The organism is Variovorax sp. PvP013 (assembly GCF_050435945.1).
Taxonomy (GTDB): Bacteria; Pseudomonadota; Gammaproteobacteria; order Burkholderiales; family Burkholderiaceae_C; genus Variovorax.
On record NZ_JBNDLF010000013.1, the window covers coordinates 68,711 to 88,494 of the forward strand.

Sequence of the window (19,784 nt, forward strand, 5' to 3'; positions counted from 1 at the left end):
GGTTGACGTTGACGTCAACGTCAGGCGACGGGGTTTTCATTGTAGGCACGCGCCTTCCCCACGCCCTGTCGCTCCCGCAACCCCTTCGCCGCCTTCATGTCCGCACAGACCTTCACCATCGGCGAGCTCGCCCGCGAGTTCGAGCTCACGACCCGGGCCATGCGCTTCTACGAGGACAAGGGCCTGCTCGCGCCGGCGCGCACCGGTCCCGGCGGGCGCCAGCGCGTCTACGGCGCGCGCGACCGCACCCGGCTCGCGCTGACCCTGCGCGCCAAGCGCCTGGGCCTGAGCCTGAACGAGGTGAAGGACATCCTCGACATGTACGACAGCCCGCGCGACACCGTCGCGCAGCTGGAGAAGTTCCTCGGCGTGCTGGGCACGCACCGCGCGCAGCTGGAGGCCCAGCTCGCCGAGGTGCAGGGCAACCTCGACGACGTGCGGGCGCAGGAGGACCAGGCCCGCGCCGCGCTCGAGCGCGCGCGACGGAGCGCCGACGGGCCTGCCGCCCGATCGTCCAAGGCCACCCCCCGATCCACCGCCAAGCCCGCTCCCAAGTCGCCCCGCGCGACACCGGCCAAGGCCGCCGCGCCGCCGCACTGACACGCGTCCGTCACGCCGCCGTCCGACCCTTTCGATCCACCCCTTCCCCGAGCCCTTGACCATGTCCGACTCCGAAGACACCCTCGACGACCTGTTCGCCCACAACCGCGCCTGGGCGGCCCAGATGGAACGCGACCGCCCCGGCTTCTTCACCGGCCTGGTCAAGCAGCAGACGCCGCGCTACATGTGGATCGGCTGCTCCGACAGCCGCGTGCCGGCCAACCAGATCACCGGCCTGGAGCCGGGCGAGGTGTTCGTGCACCGCAACGTCGCCAACATCGTGGTGCACTCCGACCTCAACGCGCTCTCGGCGATCCAGTTCGCGGTCGAGCACCTGAAGGTCGAGCACATCATGGTCGTGGGCCACTACGGCTGCGCCGGCGTGAAGGCGGCGCTCAACGGCACGCGCATCGGCCTGGCCGACAACTGGATCCGCCACATCCAGGACGTGCGCGACCGCCACGGCGTGATGATCGACAGCCTGCCCGAGCCGGTGCGCGTGGACGCGCTGTGCGAGCTCAACGTGGCCGAGCAGGTGGTCAACGTGGCGGTCAGCACCGTCATGGTGGACGCCTGGAGCCGGGGCCAGAAGGTGCGCATCCACGGCTGGTGCTACGGCGTGCACGACGGCCTGCTGCAGGACCTGCGGCTGTCGGTGGACGGCAGCAAGCCGCTCGACGCCATCTACAAGGCCGCCGTGCAGCGCATCCGCCACAAGTGGAGCAAGCCGGGCGAGCCCCTGGTGATCACGCCGCGTCCGCGCGCCGAGGCCGCAGTGCAGGCGCCGCCGCCCGCGCCGACGTCGCAGCCCACGCTCGAGGCCCCGGCCGCCTTCGGCACCGCCGACCATGTTTCCCCAGCGCCTTGACTCGCCGCTCGCCTACGACATCGCCAAGGCGCTGATCGACGGCTTCGACCGGCACTACCGGCTGTTCCGCGCCGAGTCGGCGCGCGCCAAGCACCGCTTCGAGACCGCCGACTGGCACGGCCAGCGGCGCGCCCAGCGCGAGCGCATCGAGTTCTACGACCTGCGCGTGGCCGAGGCGGTGGCGCGGCTGACCAAGGAGTTCGGCGCCGGCGAGCAGCCGATGGAGGTCTGGCAGCAGGTCAAGCTGCACTTCATCGGCCTGCTGGTGGACCACCGCCAGCCCGAGCTGGGCGAGAGCTTCTTCAACTCCGTCACCACCAAGATCCTGCACCGCGCGTACTTCCAGAACGACTTCATCTTCGTGCGCCCGGCCATCAGCACCGAGTACATCGAGCCGCGCGGCGCGCCCACCTACCGCGCCTACTACCCGACCCACGAGACCCTGGCCGACACCGTGGAGCGGATGCTCGACGACCACGCCCTGCAGGGCCGCTTCGCCGACCGCCGGCGCGACGCCGAGCGCGTGGCCGCCGCCGTGCGCGGGCGCTTCCACCAGGTGCGGCTGCGCGCCAACTTCCAGCTGCAGGTGCTCGCCGGCCTGTTCTATCGCAACAAGGGCGCCTACCTTGTCGGGCGCATCCTCAACGGCTTCATGGAGCTGCCCTTCGCGCTGCCGATCCTGCACGACGAGGCCGGGCGCTTCCGCATCGACGCCGCGCTCTTCGGCGAGGACGAGCTGCAGATGCTCTTCAGCTTCGCGCGCGCCTACTTCATGGTCGACATGGAGGTGCCCTCGGCCTACGTGCGCTTCCTGCGCGCGCTCATGCCGCGCAAGCCGCGCGCGGAGATCTACGCCGCGCTGGGCCTGGCCAAGCAGGGCAAGACGCTGTTCTACCGCGACTTCCTCTCGCACCTGAACTACAGCAGCGACCGCTTCCGCATCGCGCCGGGCATCAAGGGCATGGTGATGCTGGTGTTCGACCTGCCCTCGTTCCCCTACGTCTTCAAGGTCATCAAGGACCACTACCCGCCGCAGAAGGACACCTCGCGCGAGCAGATCGAGGGCAAGTACCAGCTGGTCAAGCACCACGACCGCGTCGGCCGCATGGCCGACACGCTGGAGTACAGCGACGTGGGCTTCCCGCTGTCGCGCTTCGACCCCGCGCTCGTGGCCGAGATCGAGGCCTTCGCGCCCAGCCAGCTGGAGATCGCCGACCGCGACGGCAACGGCGAGCTGGAGCTGGTGCTGCGCCACGTCTACATCGAGCGCCGCATGATCCCGCTGAACCTCTACCTGCAGGAGATGTTCGACACCATCGCCCGGCCGGAGAGCCCGGCGCAGGCCCAGCGCGCGCAGTCGCAGCTCGCGCACGCGGTGGTCGAGTACGGCAACGCCATCAAGGACATGGTCGCGGCCAACATCTTCCCCGGCGACATGCTGTGGAAGAACTTCGGCGTCACGCTCAACGGCAAGGTCGTGTTCTACGACTACGACGAGATCGAATACCTCACCGACTGCAACTTCAGGAAGGTGCCCCAGCCGCGCAACGAGGAGGACGAGATGAGCGGCGAGATCTGGTACTCGGTCGGCCCGAAGGACGTCTTCCCCGAGACCTTCGGCCCCTTCCTGCTGGGCAACGACCGGGTGCGCGAGACCTTCATGGCGCACCATGCCGACCTGCTCGACGCCGCCTTCTGGCAGCACCACAAGGCCCGCATCCAGGCCGGCCAGATGCCCGACGTGTTCCCCTACGACGAGGCGCGGCGCTTCCCGCGCGAGGAGGCCGCCGCCGCGTCGGCCGGTTGAACCCATTCCCATCGATCGACCCACCCACCACCGACAGGAGACCTGACCCATGACCACCGAATCCATCGTCATCGCCGGCGCCGCCCGCACCCCCATGGGCGGCTTCCAGGGCGACTTCGCCTCGCTGGCCGCGCACGATCTGGGCGGCGCGGCGATCCGCGCGGCCGTCGAGCGCTCGGGCATCGCGCCGGAGGCCGTCGGCGAGGTGCTGTTCGGCAACTGCCTGATGGCCGGCCAGGGCCAGGCGCCGGCGCGCCAGGCCGCCTACAAGGGCGGTCTGCCCGACGGCGCCGGCGCCGTCACGCTGAGCAAGATGTGCGGCTCGGCCATGAAGGCGGCGATGCTCGCGCACGACCTGCTGCTGGCCGGCACGCACGAGGTCATCGTCGCCGGCGGCATGGAGAGCATGACCAACGCGCCCTACCTGATGCTCAAGGGCCGCGGCGGCTACCGCATGGGCCACGACCGCATCTTCGACCACATGATGCTCGACGGCCTGGAGGACGCCTACCAGCCCGGCCGCTCCATGGGCACCTTCGGCGAGGACTGCGCGGCGAAGTACGGCTTCACGCGCGCGCAGCAGGACGCCTTCGCCACGGCCAGCGTCGAACGCGCCCGCCACGCCATCGCCGACGGGCTGTTCGCGGCCGAGATCGCGCCGGTCACCGTCAAGGGCCGCAACGGCGACACGGTGGTCTCCATCGACGAGGGCCCCGGCAAGGCCAAGCTCGACAAGATCGCCACGCTGCGCCCGGCCTTCAAGAAGGACGGCGGCACCATCACCGCCGCGTCGAGCTCGTCGATCAACGACGGCGCCGCCGCGCTGGTGATGACCACCGCGTCGCACGCCGAGAAGATCGGCGCCGCGCCGATCGCCCGCCTCGTCGGCCACGCCACGCACGCGCAGCAGCCCGAGTGGTTCTCCACCGCGCCGGTCGGCGCGGTGAACAAGCTGTTCGCCAGGATCGGCTGGACCGTGAAGGACGTCGACCTGTGGGAGGTCAACGAGGCCTTCGCCGTGGTGCCGATGGCGCTGATGACCGAGCTGGGCGTGTCGCACGACATCGTCAACGTGCACGGCGGCGCCTGCGCGCTGGGGCACCCGATCGGCGCCAGCGGCGCGCGCATCATGGTCACGCTGATCCACGCGCTGCGCGCGCGGGGCCTCAAGCGCGGCGTGGCGACGCTGTGCATCGGCGGCGGCGAGGGCACGGCCGTGGCCGTGGAGCTGATGTGACCATGCGATCCAAGCAATGGGCGATCGCGCTGGCGGTCGCATGGGTTGGCGCCACGACGACGGCGACCTGGGCGCAGAAGCGCGACAGCGCGCTGTTCGACGCCGCCACGGCCGAGCAGCCGGCGGTGGTGCGCACGCTGGAGCGGCTGGTCGCCATCGAGACGCCGACCGGCGACGCCGCCGGCATGGCCGCCGCCGGCCAGCTGCTGGAGGCCGAACTCAAGGCGCTGGGCTTCGCGGTCGCGCGCCACAAGGCGGTGGCGCCGGCCGTGGGCGACAACCTCGTCGGCCGGCTCGCGGGCCGGCTCGACGGCAAGGGCGGCAAGCACCTGCTGCTGCTCTCGCACATGGACACCGTGCACCCGCGCGGCACGCTGGCGAAGACGCCGTTCCGCATCGAGGGCCCGCGCGCCTACGGCCCCGGCATCGCCGACGACAAGGGCGGCGCGGCGGTCATCCTGCACGCGCTGCGGCTGCTCACCACCTACGGCTTCCGCGACTTCGGCAGCATCACGGTGCTGTTCAACACCGACGAGGAGAAGGGCTCCTTCGGCTCGCGCGAGCTGATCCAGGAGGAGGCCGCCAAGGCCGACTACGTGCTGTCCTTCGAGCCGACCGCCGCCGAGCGCGAGACCTTCGTGCTGGGCACCTCCGGCATCGCCTACGTGCAGGCCGACGTCAAGGGCCGCGCCGCGCACGCCGGCGTGGCGCCGGAGGCCGGCGTCAACGCGCTGGTCGAGGCCGCCGACCTGGTGGCGCGCACCCAGGACCTCGACGACAAGGCGCGCGGCCTGCGCTTCAACTGGACCCTGGCGCGCGCCGGCACGGCGTCCAACGTCATCCCCGAGAGCGCCACGCTCAACGCCGACGTGCGCTACGCCCGGCCCGAGGACCTGGAGGCCGCGTTCAAGGCCCTGGAGGAGCGCGCCCAGGCGAAGAAGCTGCCCGGCGCCGAGGTCGCCGTCGCCATCACGCGCGGCCGGCCGGCCTTCAACGCCGGCGAGGGCGGACGCCGGCTGGTCGACAAGGCCGTGGCCTTCTACCGCGAGGCCGGCGGCACGATCGAGATCGAGGAACGCACCGGTGGCGGCACCGACGCGGCCTATGCCGCGCTGTCGGGCAAGCCGGTGATCGAGAGCCTGGGACTCCCGGGTTTCGGCTATCACAGCGACAAGGCCGAGTACGTGATGATCGACGCCATCCCGCGCCGCCTCTACATGGCGACGCGGCTGATCATGGACCTCGGCACCAAATAAGGAAGACTTCCACATGCTGCTGACATCCGACCAGGAAGCCATCCGCGACGCGGTGCGCGATTTCTGCCAGGCCGAACTCTGGCCGAACGCCGCGCGCTGGGACCGCGAGCATTCCTTTCCCGCCGACGCCCACCGGGGCCTGGCCGAACTCGGCGCCTACGGCATCTGCGTGCCCGAGGCCGACGGCGGCGCCGGCCTCGACTACGTGACGCTGGCGCTGGTGCTGGAGGAGATCGCCGCCGGCGACGGCGGCACCAGCACCGCCATCAGCGTGACCAACTGCCCGGTCAACGCCATCCTCATGCGCCACGGCAACGCGCAGCAGAAGAAGGACTGGCTCTGGCCGCTGGCCCAGGGCCGCATGCTCGGCGCCTTCTGCCTGACCGAGCCGCAGGCCGGCAGCGATGCGTCGAGCCTGCGCACCACGGCGCGGCGCGACGGCGACCACTACGTGATCGACGGCGTCAAGCAGTTCATCACCAGCGGCAAGCACGGCCAGGTCGCCATCGTCGTCGCCATGACCGACAAGGCCGCCGGCAAGCGCGGCATGAGCGCCTTCCTGGTGCCCACCGACGCGCCCGGCTACCACGTCGCGCGGCTGGAGGACAAGCTCGGCCAGCACAGCAGCGACACCGCGCAGATCAACTTCGACGGCTGCCGGGTGCCGGCGGCCAACCTGCTGGGTGCCGAGGGCGAGGGCTACCGCATCGCCCTGGGCGCGCTGGAGGGCGGGCGCATCGGCATCGCCGCGCAGAGCATCGGCATGGCGCGCAGCGCCTTCGAGGTGGCGCTGGCCTACGCCAAGGAGCGCCAGGCCTTCGGCGGCGCCATCTTCGACCAGCAGGCCGTGGGCTTCCGGCTGGCCGAATGCGCCACGCGCATCGAGGCCGCGCGGCAGCTGACCTGGCACGCGGCGAGCCTGCGCGACGCCGGCCGGCCCTGTCTGAAGGAGGCGGCCATGGCCAAGCTCTTCGCCAGCGAGATGGCCGAGCAGGTCTGCAGCGCGGCCATCCAGACGCTCGGCGGCTACGGCTACGTCAACGACTTCCCGCTGGAGCGCATCTACCGCGACGTGCGGGTCTGCCAGATCTACGAGGGCACCTCGGACATCCAGAAGCTGCTGATCCAGCGGGCGTTGGCGGCATGACGGGCGGCAACGGCGGCAACGGCAAGCCCGAGCCCTGCCCGTGCGGGCGGCGCGACCGGCGCGACTTCCCGGTGGCCTACGCGATGTGCTGCGGGCGCTACCTCGACGGCGCGGCCGCGGCGCCGGTCGCCCTCGCCGACGCATCCGGGTCCCCGGACGCCCCGGCCCGGGCCGGCTTCGCGCCCGCGCCGGATGCCGAATCGCTCATGCGCTCGCGCTACACCGCCTTCGTGCGCGAGCGCGCCGACTACCTGCTGGCCACCTGGCACGCCAGCACGCGGCCGGCGTCGATCGACTTCGAGCCCGGCATCAAGTGGCTGGGCCTGGACGTGCGCAGCCGCTCCGTGCTGGACGCCGACCACGCCGAGGTCGAGTTCGTCGCCCGCCACCGCGACGCCACCGGCGTCGCCGCCCGCCTGCACGAGCGCAGCCGCTTCGTGCGCGAGGGGGACGAGGACGCGGGGGAGGTGGCGCGGTGGTTCTATGTGGATGGGGAGATGAAGTGAGGCCGGGGCGTGGATCGCGCGCTGGAGCTTGCATGGCCGTCGCCGTCACAGCCCTCGTTGCTACCGCGTCCCTGGTTGCCGCCACGTCGGCACCCGTCGCTGCGCAGACCACACCGGCACCCGGCCTCGCCATGTCGCCTGCATCACCTACGGCAGCGCCGGCGGCGACGCCCATGCCCGTCAAGCGCCCGACCACCCCCGAACTTGACGCCCGTGGCCTGGCCTTGACCAAGGAACGCGGCTGCACCGCCTGCCACGCCCCGGACGGCAAGCGCGTCGGCCCCGGCTTCGCGCAGATCGCCGCGCGCTACCGCGCCGATCCGGAAGCCGACGAACGCATCCCGCAGAAGATCCGCAACGGCAGCGTCGGCACGTGGGGGCGGGTGATCATGCCGAGACAGGGGCAGGTGACGGAGGCCGAGGCGAAGGTGCTGGGGGCGTGGGTGCTGTCGCGGTGAGGAAACCCGGGTGGGACGCGAGGGCACGCGCAGGTGCGGGCGACCGACTCGCCGCCGCAACGGCCATGCCTCCGGGCATCAATCTTGCACGCCGGCTTCCACGGCTTCCCGACACTCACGATCCAAGCAATGAAGAACCGCACCGTCACGTCACAGGTGCTCGTGCATCCGCACGATGCGCAGGAGCAGGCCTGCAGCCTGGGGTCGCTGCACCAGTCCTACGAGCAGCTCTCCACCGGCACGTTCTCGGGCAGCCTGCGTGCCGTGAGCGCGAACGACATCACGGTGTTCAGGGAGACGCTGGACCAGAGCGTGTTCCAGACCGGGGTGGCGGACGCCGGCCACCTCACGATCGCCGTGGCGTGCGAGCTGTCGGAGCAGGCGTACTGGAACGGCCGGCACATCGACCAGGACGCGGTGGTCGCCTTCGCGCCCGGGCGGGAGTTCGAGTTGCGCACCCCGCATCACTCGGTCTGCCTGGGTGTCTCGCTGGCACCGACGGCGTTGCGCTCGCTGTCGCCCGACCATCCGGTCGACTACTGGGAGAAGCGCTTCGCCAGCCATGACTGCTGGTCCGACGTCGGGGGCCTGAAGTCCGGCCTGCAGTCGCGCATCGCCGGCGTGCTGAGCGAGGCCTGGGTGACGGCGCCCGAGGCCGATCGCATGGCCGACCTGCTCGACCTGCGCGAACTGGCCGTCGACTACCTGGGTCACGTGGTCGAGCGCGGTGCGGCGGCGGGACACAAGCTGCGCGCCGACAGCTATCCGCGCATCGCCCGGCGCGCGCGCGCCGTCATGCTCGAACGGCTGGCCGATCCGCTGTCGATCACCGACCTGTGTGCCGGGCTGGGCTGCTCGCGGCGTTCGCTGCAATATGCGTTCGAGAGCGTCTACGACCTCGGTCCGGTCGCCTACCTGCGCAACCTGCGCCTGGGCGAGGCGCGCCGCCGGCTCACCAGCGGCCGCTCCGGCACCACCGTGCAGGACGTCGCGGCGGCCGTGGGCTTCACCCACCTGCCGCGCTTCGCGCAGGACTACGCGCGCATGTTCGGCGAACGGCCGTCCGAGTCGCTGGCGGCGCGGCGCCGGATGTCGGGTGCCTAGAAGAGATAGAACGCGCGCAGGTTGAGCCGTGCGGCCTCGCGCAGGCCGTTCGACACCTCGACGTCGCGCGCCAGGGTGGCCAGCAATTGCAGCCGTGGCGTCACGAAGGTGCTCGCCGTCAGCTTGACGGTGGTGGTGCCGATGCGGTCGTCGAGCGCGACGCCGTCGACGCGGCTGCGTCCGCCCCAGCTGCGGCTCACGCCCAGCGCGGTGGACCAGCCCGGGGCCGGGTCGTAGCGCAGGTAGAACTGGCCGGAATACAGGGCGTCCTGGCGGCGCGTGGCATCGGTCGTCGAGCCGCAGGCGGCACGGCACGCGTCGTTGCGGCCGTTGAAGGTGACGTCGCCGATGGCGTCCATGCGCCAGTTCGGCGCGAGGGCCCGGGTGTAGGCGGCCTGCAGGGCGAGCTTCCAGCGGTGCTCGCCGAGATTCAATGCCTTGTCGGCATCGTGGTGGCCGGTCGGCACGTAGAGATAGGGCGTGAAGCCGAAGACCTCGCCCGAGGCCGGATCGATCTTGTACTTGAACGCGGTGGCGAGGATCGCGTCGCCCACGCCCGAGGCGCTGCCCAGCGGACCCAGATCCTGCGACGCCCTCAGATGCCCGAAGGGCAGCAGCACCTGCGGATCGACCGTCCAGCGCTCGTCGATGCGCACGACCTGCAGATAGCGTGCGATGCCCACTTCGCTGCGCAGACGGGGCGAGATGGCGAGCCGCTCGCCGTCCGCGTAGGCGGCGTCGCGTCTCGCATACTGGCCGTAGAGCACGAAGGCCCGGGTGCCGTCGGGCAATGCGGTGTAGTCGCCCGCCTCGACGTCGATGGCCGACGCCGTGATCGGGCCGAGGACCCCGCAGGCGGCGATGGCCGTCGCCATGACGGTCGATGAGCGGCGCAAGCCGACGGGACGACGTGATGTGTTCAATCGATTTCTCCTGTTGCACGCGACGATGCGCAATGGAGAAATTCTGTTTTCCGTCGGTATCGGAGCGTTATCCCGATTCAGCAACTTGCGGGTCGGGTGCCCAGATAGACGAAACAGGCCAGCAGTTCATCGTCGCGGCAGACCACCGAACGCACCGCGGGATGGCGCACGCGGTCGCCGCTGAGGGCCTTGCCCGCCAGACCCAGCGCCGTCGCCGCGCCCAGCAGCGCGCCCAGCGAGGCGCCCACGCTCATCCATTGCTCGTGCACGGGCACGTCGGGCCGGTCGGGCACGATGCGCGCGGCCAGGGTCAGCATGCAGGGCGCGGCGAAGGCCTTGGCGCGCTCCCGCTCGCGCGTCGCCTCGTCCAGCGCCTCCGGCGACGGCAGGCCGCGCGATGCGGCGGCATGGGCCAGGAAAGCAGTCGCATACCGCTCGCGTTGCGCCAGGTCCGCCACGACGATGCGGCAGGGCCGCAGGCGGCCGTGGTCGGACACGTTGCGCGCGGCCGCCAGCAGCCGGGCGATGTCGCGCGCGTCCGGGCCCGGTGCCACGAGCCGGCGCGGACCCACCGAGCGGCGCCCCAGCCACGGCGCGAGCACGTCGGGCAGGATCGGTTCGGGGCGCGCGGTCGGCGAATCGCAGAGGGCTCGGATCGAGGCGTCGGCGTCGGCGTCGGCGTCGACGCTCATGCGGCCCTCAGCCTGGCCAGGGCCTCCCGGGCCTGGGCCATCGACAACAGCTTCTCGCGCGGCTTGCCCAGGGCTGCGCCACGCGCTTTCTCGTGGGCGTCGAGCAGCTTCCAGTCGGCATCGTCCAGGGGGTCGATGCCGCGCGATCGCAGCAGCGCATCGATGTCGCCCGCCAGCGTCCGGTCCAGGAGGCCGGGCCAGGCCGCCGTCAGCGTCGCCACGGTCTCGCCGGCGCAGGCGCGGTTGGTGCCGACGATGCCGGAGGGGCCACGCTTGGCCCAGCCGGCGACGAACAGACCGTCGATCTCGTGCCCCTCTTCGTCGAGCACCTGTCCGGCGCGGTGGCGCAGGGTGCCCGCGGGGCCGAGCCCGGGTCCGCCCGCGATCGGACGGCACGCGTAGCCGACGCAGGTCACGGCGATGCCGCAGGGCAGTTCGAACGGCTCGCCCGCCGCCGGACGGACGCGCACCGCGCGCAGGGCCGGCTCGCCGACGAAGGCCGTCGGCGTCAGGTCGAACCACAGGTTCACCGTCACCCCGTCGTCCGTGGCGTCATGGGGCCGTGCCTGATCGGCGCGCAGCCAGGCCAGCGTGCGCGCGGCGTCGGGCGTGGCGGCCGCGCTCCACGTCGCCTCGGTGAACTGCCCGGCCTGCGGCAGCCGGATCCGCACGCCGGGCAGGTCGGCCAGCTGCCGGAACTCCCTGAAGGTGAACTTGACGCGGCCCGGCGCGCCCCGCCCCAGCAGGTGGACCTGCCGGATGCCGCGCCGCCGGAAGTGCGCCAGCATGGCCTGGGGAATGTCCGTGGCCGCGAGGTCGTCGAAGTCGCGCGCCAGCAGCCGGGCCACGTCGAGCGCGACGTTGCCGTTGCCGACGATGACGGCATCGTCCACCGCCAGGTCCGGCGCGGCGCCGGCGTGGTCGGCATGGCCGTTGTACCAGCCGACGAAGGAGGCGGAGCTCCACACCTGCGCGAGCGACTCGCCCGGCACGCCCAGGCTGCGTCCCAGGGCGGCGCCATGCGTCAACACGACGGCATGGCTGCGCGCATGCAGCTGCGCGATGTCCAGGTCGCGGCCGATGTCGACGCCGGCATGCAGCCGCACGCGCGGATGGCTGGCGATGTCCTGAAGACGGCGGCGACCTGCTTGAGTTTCTGGTGGTCGGGCGCGACGCCGTAGCGCACCAGGCCGTGCGGCGCGGCGGTGCGTTCGAACAGATGCACCCGCGCGTCGGGCAGCGCCTGCAGCAGGGCCTCGGCGGCATAGAAGCCCGCCGGGCCGGCGCCGACGACGGCGATGACCGGCGCCGCCGGCGCGGCGATGTCGTCCAGGGCCATGGCGTCAGTGGCCGAGGGCGGCGCGGCGTACGGCGGCCGTGGGCAGCGCGGCGCCGCGCTCGCGCACGACGGGCAGTTCCTTGGCGCGCCGCTCGTTCACGTCGATCCAGATCTGCTGGTCGTCCGCCAGGTCGAAGCTGTCGGCGATGGCATGCACCGGACACATCGGCACGCAGGCGCCGCAGTCCACGCACAGGTCGGGGTCGATGAAGAGCCGCTGGCCGTCGCCCCGGAAGCAGGCGACTGGACAGACCGTGACGCATTCGGTGTAGCGGCAGAGCTCGCAGTTCTCGGTGACGACATGGGTCATGGCGGGATGTTTCTTGTCGTGGAGGAAGGACGGTCAGTCGAGGGTGACTTCGACCAGGTTGTCGGAGAAGGTCGGCGCCCGGCCGAGGTCGGCGAACGCCGTGGGGTTGAGGGCCGCGGGTGTCGCGCCGGCGATCGACCGGTCGACCCAGTAGCCCAATGGCGTGACCACCACGCCGGCCATGGCGTCGTCGGTGACGCGTGCCAGGGCCTTGAAGGCGCCGCGCCCGTTGCGCACGGTGACGACCGCATCCTGCGCGATGCCGCGCGCCGAGGCGTCGGCCGGGTTGATGAGCACGTACTGCTCGCCCTGGTGCGCCACCTGCCGGCGCATGTTGCCGTAGTTGGAGTTGAGGAAGGCGTGGCTCTTGGGCGACATCATCGAGAGCGGGAAGCGGTCCGCCGTCGCGCCGCCGCGGGCGGGCGATTCGTGGCGCGGCTTGAACGTCGGCAGGGCGTCGACCGTGCCGCCGTCCTGGAAGCCGTCGTAGCCCTGGCGGAACACCGGCAGCACGAAGTTGCCGCCCGCCGCCATCGAGGCCTTGAGCTCGACCTTGCCCGAGGGCGTGGGGAAGCCGCCCTCGGCATGCGGCGCGTAGACGTCGGCGGCGGGCAGGTTGAGCCGCGCGTAGCCGGTGGCGCGCAGGCCCTCCAGCGTGATGCCCTGCATGGCCGGGTCGTTCCACAGCATCGCGTCCTGGATCAACTGCGCGTCGTCGCGATGGAAGAAGGGATCGTCGAAATCCATGGCGCGGGCGAGCCGGCGGAACAGCTCCGAGTTGCTCACCGCCTCGCCGACGGGGGCGACCGACGCGTGGTTGTAGGTCAGGTAGAAATGGCCCCAGGAGAACATCAGGTCGGCCTGCTCGACCTGCGTGGTGGCCGGCAGCAGGATGTCGGCGTAGCGGGCCGTGTCGGTCATGAAATGCTCGCTCACCACGGTGAACAGGTCCTCGCGCGACAGCCCTTCGATCAGCCGGACCTGGTCGGGCGCGACCACCAGCGGGTTGCTGTTGTAGATGAACAGGGACTCGATGGGCGTCTCCAGCGGCAGGTCGCCCGTCAGCGCGCGGCCCAGGTGCCACTGGTTGACGACCGGCGTGCCTTCGGGGATCAGGTCGGCGCGGTGCAGCCCCGTCCAGTTGATCGGGAAGGCCCACAGCGGCAGCTGCAGCAGCCCGCCGCCCGGCTGGCGCCAGGCGCCCACCAGCGCGGGCAGGCTGGCGAGGGCGCGCACCAGCTGGCCGCCTCCGGCCGAGCGCTCGATGCCCACGCCGATGCGGATGGCGGCGGGGCGGATCGAGGCGTACTCGCGCGCCAGCGTGCGGATCACCTCGGCGTCCACGCCGGTCACCTCGGCCGCGAACTCGGGCGTGCAGGCGCGCACGTGCGCCGCGAGCTCGTCGAAGCCGACGGTGTGGCGCTCGACGTAGTCGCGGTCGATCAGGTCCTCGCCGATGATGACGTTCATCATCGCCAGGGCCAGCGCGGTGTCGGTGCCGGGCCGGATGCGGATGTGCTGGTCGGCCTGCTGCGCGCCGCGGGTGCGCACCGGATCGATCACGATCAGCTTGGCGCCGTTGCGCTGCGCCTTCTCCACGAAGGGCCACATGTGGGCGTTCGTGCTGAGCATGTTGCAGGCCCACAGGATGATGAGCTTCGAGTGCTGGAAGCTCTCCGGGTCCATGCCGGGCGTGGGGCCGACGGTCATGATGTAGGCGGTGCTGGCGCCCGAGTCGCAGAAGGTGCGCTCCGACACCGTGGCGCCCAGCTTGTTGAAGAACGGGTCGCCCACGGTGAGGCCGTTGATCAGGCCCTGGGTGCCCAGGTAGCTGTAGGGCAGGATTGCGCGCGGCCCCGACGCGGCGATGGTCGCGCGCCAGCGTCCGGTGATCTCCCGCAGCGCCTCGTCCCAGGTGATGCGCTCGAACCGGCCCGAGCCCTTGGGGCCGCTGCGGCGCATCGGGTGGAGCACCCGGTCCGGGTGGTAGACCCGTTCCTGGTAGTGGTTGGTCTTGGCGCACAACCGGCCCTGGGTGAACGGATGGTCCGGGTTGCCCTGGACCGACACGACCTTGCCGGCCCTGACCTTGACCCGCATCGAGCAGGTGTCCGGGCAATCGTGGGGACAGGCCCCGAGAACGGTGGTTTCATCGCCGAGGGAGGATGCGGGGTCGGTCATCGGTGCTCCTGTGTTCATCGGATTGAAGCACCCGCCGCCATGGGCTCGTTATCCAGAAACGGCAAATTTCCAGGGCCGGACACCCGCCCGGAGACTGCTCCGTCCCTTCACTGCGGCACCAGCCCCGACGCCTTCACCAGCTCCGCGTGCAGCTTGATCTCCTGCGCGATCGTCTTCTGGAACGGCTCGGACGTGGTGGGCATGACGTCCATGCGACGGCACGCAGCGCGACCGCGCCAGCGGACGCGAGCGCTGCCTACCTGCCCTTGCGGATGCTGTCCGCCGCAGCCTGCGCGGCCGCGATCACCGGCACCACGAGCGGTATGTCGAACTTCGGCTGAAGCCGGAGCGCCGAAGCCGTCAGCGGCCCGCCGCCGATGATCACCGCTTTCGCGCCGTCCGCGACCGACGCGCGCACGGCCTCGGCCAGCGCGGCGTCAAGTTCCTCGGGCGACTTGCTCATCAGCGCGTTCGGGTCGCCGGGCGTCGCGCGCGTGCCGCGGAACTGCGCGCCGTAGCCGAGCGCCGCCGCCGTCTGGCGGAATCCTTCGAGCAGGCCCGGATCGGGCGTCGTCGTGGCGACGCCGAACGGGCGACCCCCCTTGGCGGCCTCGTGGAAAGCCTGCTCGCGGATGCCGAACACCGGCACGCCGACCTTGGCACGCAGCTCCGGCAATCCCGGATCGCCGAAGGCGGAGACGATGATCGCGCCGACCTTCGGATCCCGGGCGGCCTCGACGCCGATCCTGACGACGCCCGGCAGCGCATCGGCCAGGTCCTTCGGCGTCGTCAGCAGCGGCGGGACGCCCTCGTTGCTCTTGCCCTTGACCTGGATGCCATCGGTCTTCGTCGAGGCGATCTCGGCCATCGACTGCGTGGTGGTCGCGTTCGAGTTCGGATTGATCAGCACGATGTACCGGTTCGCGGCCGAGGCGGTGCTGCCTTGTGCGGCGGCCAGGCCGGGCAGCAGCGCGCAGACGGTGCAGATCACCGTGAGCAAGGTTCGGCGCGAGGCCGGGCGTGGCGGTGGCGAGGTGGGAGCGGGCATGGTGGGTTTCCTTTCGATCGGGGTGTGCAAGGCGCGAACGGCGGCGGTCGATGTCGCACCGGGTTTTCTCAAAAGCCGAAGCCGACGCCCCTCACTGCGGCACCAGCCCCGACGCCTTCACCAGCTCCGCGTGCAGCTTGATCTCCTGCGCGATCGTCTTCTGGAACTGCTCGGGCGTGGTGGGCATGACGTCCATGCCGGCGTCGCGCAGCTGGGCCGTGACCTCGGGGCTCTTCAGGATGGCGTGGACCTGGCGGTTGAGCTGGTCGATCAGCGGCTTGGGCGTCTTGGCGGGGGCGAGCAGGCCGATCCAGGTGACCATGGTCATGTTGTCGATGCCGGCCTCCTTCATGGTGGGCGTCTCGGCGATGAGGGGCGAGCGCTTGTCGTTCATGATCGCCAGCGCGGTCAGCTTGCCGGACTTGATGTGCGGCAGGGCCTCGGGCAGGGGGGCGAAGAGCAGGTCGACGTTGCCGCCGAGCAGGTCGTTGATGGCCAGCGCGCCGCCCTTGTAGGGGACGTGGACCATCTTGACCTTCTGGCGCGACTCGAACATGAGGCCGGCGAGGTGCTGCGGGCTGCCGTCGCCGGACGACGCGTACGTCAGCGCTTCGGGCTTGGCCTTGGCGGCGGCGAGCACGGCGCCGGCGGTCGGGAACTTCAGGCGGTCCTTGATGACCAGCACCATCGACTGGTCGGCCAGCTTGGTGATGGGGGCGAAGTCGGTCTGCGGGTCGTAGGGCAGCGCCTTGAAGATGCTGACGTTGGTGGTCAGGAAGGAGGCCGGCGAGGCCATCAGCGTGTAGCCGTCCGGCGGCGCCTTGGCCACCACCGGCAGGCCGATGCGGCCCGAGGCGCCGGCGCGGTTGTCGACCACGAAGGGCTGGCCGGTCTCGGCCGCCAGCTTCTGGCCGACCAGGCGCGCGATCATGTCGACGCCGCCGCCGGCGGGCAGCGCCACCATGACCTTCACGGGGTGGTCGGGGTACTTGACATCGGCGGCGCGGGCCGGAGCATTCAGCAGCGCGACCGTGCTCGCCGTCAGCAGCGTGCCCAGGGCCAGGGTCGCGAGGCGGCGGCGGGTCGCCCGCGTCGGGGTCGTCGTGGTGGTGATGGTCGTGGTCGTCATGTCGGTGGCTCCAAAAAGGCGTGAGGGCAAGCAGGAAAGAGGAAGGGCGACGGGGAGAGGGGCGGGTCGGCGGGCGATTCCGGGCGCGTGGACGAGGCCAGAGGCGCCGATGGCATGGGAAAGCGCGAGCGGGAAGACCGGCCCTCGCCAGCGAGCAATTCTTGTGCCCGTGGCGCTCGCGTTCAAGCTGGGGAAGACACGGCCCCGGCCGCTCCGATCGCCCGCCCGGAATGCCGCAGCGCCGGGCCGTGACCCGCGCCCGACATGTCGTGCCCGTAAGATTCGCCCCCTCCCCATGTTCCTGCGCCGCGCCCTGATCCGTCTCCTGCTGCTCGCCGTGTGCTTCCACACGGTGGTGGGCCTGCCCGCGCACGAGGCGTCGCACATCCAGCAGCGCGTCGCGCGGGCGGCGGCGGCGCTGGCCGACGGCGCGCGGGGGCCCGTGCCGGGATCGGTGGCGACGGCCCTCGGCGTCCCGGCCGCCTTCTTCTTCGACGCCGAGGCGCGGCCCGGCCTCCTGGACGCCGTCGACGGCGAGGCCGACGTCCCGGCCACCGGCGGTGGCCATGGCGGCGCGGCGCTCGACACCCTGTGCGCCTGGTGCGCGGCCTTCGGCCAGCTGGCGTCGGCGCTCGCGTCGCCCCCGCCCGCGCCGCTGGCGACCGCCGATGCCGCCGGTCCCGCGTTCCCACGGCCCGCCGCCGCCTTCGTCCCCCGGCCCGAGCGCTGGCGCTTCGCTTCGCGCGATCCGCCCCGGGCACCCGCCGACCGGCCGTCGTCGTCGCCGCCATCGTCCTGAAGTGACATGCGCGGCGCGACGCAGCCGGTCGTTCCGTCGAACGATCCCGGACGTGTCCGCACGTCCCGTCCCGCCGCCCGCCGACCGTCTCGCGCGGAGCGGCCCGTCCGTTTCCCGGGGTGCCGGCCGCGTCCGTCGCACGGCCGGCACCCGACCCTTCGAGTGCCCGTTTCCATGACTTCCATCCAACTTCCGGGAATCTCCCTGCGCGCCCGCGCGACGCCGCTCGCGCTGGCCGTCGCGGCGCTGTTCGCGCTGCCGGCGACGGCCCAGACCGCCGCCGCGCCGGCCGGCGTGCCCGCCGCCGCCGATCCCGCCACCGAAGCCACCGCCGACCTCTCCACCGTCGAGGTCGTCGGCCGCACCGAGTCCGGCGCCTACCAGGCCGACGAGGCGGCCGGCGCCAAGACCGACCTGCCGTTGCGCGAGCTGCCGCAGTCGGTGCGCGTCGTCACCCGCCAAGCCATCGACGACCTGGGCGCGACCAAGCTCGACGACGTGCTCGACTACGTCGGCGGCGTCTCGCGCCAGAACAACTTCGGCGGGCTCTGGGACAACGTCGCCATCCGCGGCCTGCCGGGCAACGACAGCACCGGCATGGCGACGCTGTTCAACGGCTTCTCGTCCAACCGGGGCTTCAACGCGCCGCGCGACCTGGCGGGCGTCGAGCGCATCGAGTTCCTCAAGGGCCCGGCCGCCGCGCTCTACGGCAGCAGCGAGCCCGGCGGCACGCTCAACATCGTCTCCAAGCGGCCGCAGTGGACGCCCGCCCACGCCGTCGAGGGCTACCTCGGCAGTTACGGGCTCAAGCGCGGCGCCTTCGACAGCACCGGCCCGCTGGGCGAGCGCTTCGCCTACCGCCTGAACGTGGCGGTGGAGGACCGCGACAGCTTCCGCGACACCGTCACCGCCCGGCGCCAGGTGGTCGCGCCGGCCTTCACCTGGAAGCTCGGGCGCGACACCGTGCTCGACTACGTCGGCGAGTACCTGCGCCACGAGACGCCGCTCGACCGCGGCGTGGTGGCGGTGAACGGCCGGCTGGGCGCCATCTCGCGCCGCACCTTCCTGGGCGAGCCGGGCGACGGCCCCACGACGGTGACCAACCAGACGCACCAGTTCGTGCTCTCGCACGAATGGAGCCCGGCGTGGCGCAGCCGCGTCGGCCTGTCGTACCGCGCGTCGTCGATCGAGGGCTTCTCGACCGAGGCGACCGCGCTGCGCGCCGACGGCAGCCTCACGCGCCAGCGGCGTTTCCGCGACTACACCTCCGACGACGTCGCGCTGCAGGCCGAGCTGCAGGGCGTGGTGAAGACCGGCGCCGTCGAGCACGAGCTGCTGCTGGGCCTGGAGAGCTACCGCTTCGACATGGACACGCTGCTGCTGCGCGCGAATCCGACGGCCGCCGCGCCCTACGCCATCAACATCTACGACCCGGTCTACGGCCAGGCCCGGCCGACGCCGCTGCCCAACACCGACACGCGGGAGCGCCAGCGCAACACGGCGCTGTACGTGCAGGACGCGATCCGCCTCGCGCCGCAGTGGCGCCTGGTCGCCGGCCTGCGCACCGACGCCTACGACCAGTCGCTGCTCAATCGGCGCACCGGCGCGACGACGGCGCAGACCCCGTCGTCGACCTCGCCGCGCATCGGCCTGAGCTGGCTGCCCGACGCGCAATGGACGGTGTACGCCAACACCGGGCGCTCGTTCCGGCCCAACACCGGTTCGGACGTCGCCTCGCGGGCCTTCGCGCCGGAGTCCGGCCGGGCGCTGGAGCTGGGCGCCAAGTGGGAGAGCGCGGACCGGCGCATGGGCGCGACGGCGGCGCTGTTCGAGATCACCAAGCGCAACGTGCTGACCGCCGACGCGGCCAACGCCGGCTTCTCGGTGGCGGCGGGCGAGGTCCGCAGCCGGGGCGCGGAGTTCGACCTCGCGGGCCAGCTGAACCGCCACTGGCGCGTCAACGCCAGCCTGTCGCTCAACGACGTCGAGGTCGTGCGCGACAACACGCTGGAGACCGGCGGCCGCCTGCTCAACGTGCCCAGGGTCAACGGCAGCGTGCTGGCGATGTACGAGGACGCCCTGGCCAACGGCCAGCGCTACGGCGTCGGCGGCGGCCTCACGCACACCGGCCGGCGCCTGGGCCAGGCGCGCACCCAGGCCGAGGCCGACGCCGGCACGCCCGCCTTCGACCTGCCGGCCTACACCACGGCCAAGCTGGTGGGCTACTGGCGCATCAACCCGACGCTGCGCCTGACGCTGGACGTCGACAACGTGTTCGACCGCACCTACTACACCAGCGCCTTCAGCCGCGTCTGGGTCACGCCCGGCACGCCGCGCACCGTCACGCTCGGCGTGCAGGCGAGGTTCTGAGGATGGCGAA

Annotated in this window: 19 protein-coding genes; 11 read left to right on the top strand and 8 right to left on the bottom strand. The window is 71.8% G+C overall.

Annotated elements, in window-relative coordinates:
- Positions 1-96 precede the first annotated feature (96 nt).
- The 9 genes from ABID77_RS21260 to ABID77_RS21300 all read left to right on the top strand — a co-directional run bounded on the left by ABID77_RS21260 (position 97) and on the right by ABID77_RS21300 (position 8,983).
- On the top strand, positions 97-600 hold the full coding sequence (locus ABID77_RS21260; RefSeq protein WP_429600287.1) for a MerR family transcriptional regulator: 504 nt from the start codon (positions 97-99) through the stop codon (positions 598-600).
- Positions 601-661: 61 nt separating this feature from the next.
- Complete coding sequence (can, locus tag ABID77_RS21265; RefSeq protein WP_429600289.1) at positions 662-1,468, top strand: carbonate dehydratase; 807 nt, start codon at positions 662-664, stop codon at positions 1,466-1,468.
- The gene (gene aceK / locus ABID77_RS21270; RefSeq protein ID WP_429600291.1) at positions 1,449-3,275 is read left to right on the top strand and encodes a bifunctional isocitrate dehydrogenase kinase/phosphatase; all 1,827 of its coding nucleotides are present in this window, start codon (positions 1,449-1,451) and stop codon (positions 3,273-3,275) included. Before can ends, aceK begins: the two co-directional genes overlap by 20 nt.
- 49 nt (positions 3,276-3,324) lie before the next feature.
- Positions 3,325-4,512, top strand: a complete 1,188-nt coding sequence (locus tag ABID77_RS21275) for an acetyl-CoA C-acyltransferase (protein WP_429600294.1) — start codon at positions 3,325-3,327, stop codon at positions 4,510-4,512.
- Positions 4,513-4,514: 2 nt separating this feature from the next.
- Entirely contained in the window at positions 4,515-5,768 is a 1,254-nt protein-coding gene (locus tag ABID77_RS21280) for a glutamate carboxypeptidase (protein ID WP_429600296.1), read from the top strand.
- Between the two features lie 13 nt (positions 5,769-5,781).
- Positions 5,782-6,915: an acyl-CoA dehydrogenase family protein gene (locus tag ABID77_RS21285; protein WP_429600298.1), complete on the top strand. Its 1,134-nt coding sequence runs from the start codon at positions 5,782-5,784 to the stop codon at positions 6,913-6,915.
- On the top strand, positions 6,912-7,421 hold the full coding sequence (locus ABID77_RS21290; protein WP_429600300.1) for a YchJ family protein: 510 nt from the start codon (positions 6,912-6,914) through the stop codon (positions 7,419-7,421). Before ABID77_RS21285 ends, ABID77_RS21290 begins: the two co-directional genes overlap by 4 nt.
- Positions 7,422-7,552: 131 nt before the next feature.
- Positions 7,553-7,879: a c-type cytochrome gene (locus ABID77_RS21295; RefSeq protein ID WP_429600303.1), complete on the top strand. Its 327-nt coding sequence runs from the start codon at positions 7,553-7,555 to the stop codon at positions 7,877-7,879.
- 129 nt (positions 7,880-8,008) lie between these two features.
- Positions 8,009-8,983 (top strand): helix-turn-helix domain-containing protein, encoded by a 975-nt coding sequence (locus ABID77_RS21300; protein WP_429600306.1) that lies wholly within the window; start codon positions 8,009-8,011, stop codon positions 8,981-8,983.
- On the opposite strand, the gene ABID77_RS21305 is transcribed toward ABID77_RS21300, so the two are convergent.
- The 8 genes from ABID77_RS21305 to ABID77_RS21340 all read right to left on the bottom strand — a co-directional run bounded on the left by ABID77_RS21305 (position 8,980) and on the right by ABID77_RS21340 (position 16,605).
- Positions 8,980-9,906, bottom strand: coding sequence for a transporter (locus ABID77_RS21305; RefSeq protein WP_429600308.1), 927 nt, complete (start codon positions 9,904-9,906; stop codon positions 8,980-8,982). The two genes, ABID77_RS21300 and ABID77_RS21305, sit on opposite strands and share 4 nt — an antisense overlap.
- Positions 9,907-9,983: 77 nt before the next feature.
- Positions 9,984-10,598 carry a nitroreductase family protein gene (locus ABID77_RS21310; protein ID WP_429600310.1) on the bottom strand — a complete coding sequence of 205 codons (615 nt, stop codon included), beginning with the start codon at positions 10,596-10,598 and terminating at the stop codon, positions 9,984-9,986.
- Complete coding sequence (locus ABID77_RS21315; protein ID WP_429600312.1) at positions 10,595-11,704, bottom strand: hypothetical protein; 1,110 nt, start codon at positions 11,702-11,704, stop codon at positions 10,595-10,597. Before ABID77_RS21315 ends, ABID77_RS21310 begins: the two co-directional genes overlap by 4 nt.
- Complete coding sequence (locus ABID77_RS21320; protein ID WP_429600314.1) at positions 11,623-11,937, bottom strand: NAD(P)-binding protein; 315 nt, start codon at positions 11,935-11,937, stop codon at positions 11,623-11,625. The genes ABID77_RS21315 and ABID77_RS21320 overlap by 82 nt, the downstream gene beginning before the upstream one ends.
- Before the next feature lie 4 nt (positions 11,938-11,941).
- Positions 11,942-12,247, bottom strand: coding sequence for an indolepyruvate ferredoxin oxidoreductase subunit alpha (locus ABID77_RS21325; protein ID WP_429600316.1), 306 nt, complete (start codon positions 12,245-12,247; stop codon positions 11,942-11,944).
- A gap of 33 nt (positions 12,248-12,280) precedes the next feature.
- Positions 12,281-14,428 carry a molybdopterin-containing oxidoreductase family protein gene (locus ABID77_RS21330; RefSeq protein ID WP_429600319.1) on the bottom strand — a complete coding sequence of 716 codons (2,148 nt, stop codon included), beginning with the start codon at positions 14,426-14,428 and terminating at the stop codon, positions 12,281-12,283.
- A gap of 256 nt (positions 14,429-14,684) precedes the next feature.
- Positions 14,685-15,419: an aspartate/glutamate racemase family protein gene (locus ABID77_RS21335; RefSeq protein WP_429600346.1), complete on the bottom strand. Its 735-nt coding sequence runs from the start codon at positions 15,417-15,419 to the stop codon at positions 14,685-14,687.
- A 148-nt stretch (positions 15,420-15,567) separates the two neighbouring features.
- Positions 15,568-16,605, bottom strand: coding sequence for a Bug family tripartite tricarboxylate transporter substrate binding protein (locus ABID77_RS21340; RefSeq protein WP_429600322.1), 1,038 nt, complete (start codon positions 16,603-16,605; stop codon positions 15,568-15,570).
- Between the two features lie 295 nt (positions 16,606-16,900).
- Between ABID77_RS21340 and ABID77_RS21345 the strand changes: the two genes are divergently transcribed.
- Both ABID77_RS21345 and ABID77_RS21350 read left to right on the top strand, forming a co-directional pair.
- Positions 16,901-17,404 carry a DUF2946 family protein gene (locus tag ABID77_RS21345; protein ID WP_429600325.1) on the top strand — a complete coding sequence of 168 codons (504 nt, stop codon included), beginning with the start codon at positions 16,901-16,903 and terminating at the stop codon, positions 17,402-17,404.
- 174 nt (positions 17,405-17,578) lie between these two features.
- On the top strand, positions 17,579-19,774 hold the full coding sequence (locus ABID77_RS21350) for a TonB-dependent siderophore receptor (RefSeq protein WP_429600327.1): 2,196 nt from the start codon (positions 17,579-17,581) through the stop codon (positions 19,772-19,774).
- The last annotated feature ends 10 nt before the right edge of the window (positions 19,775-19,784 follow it).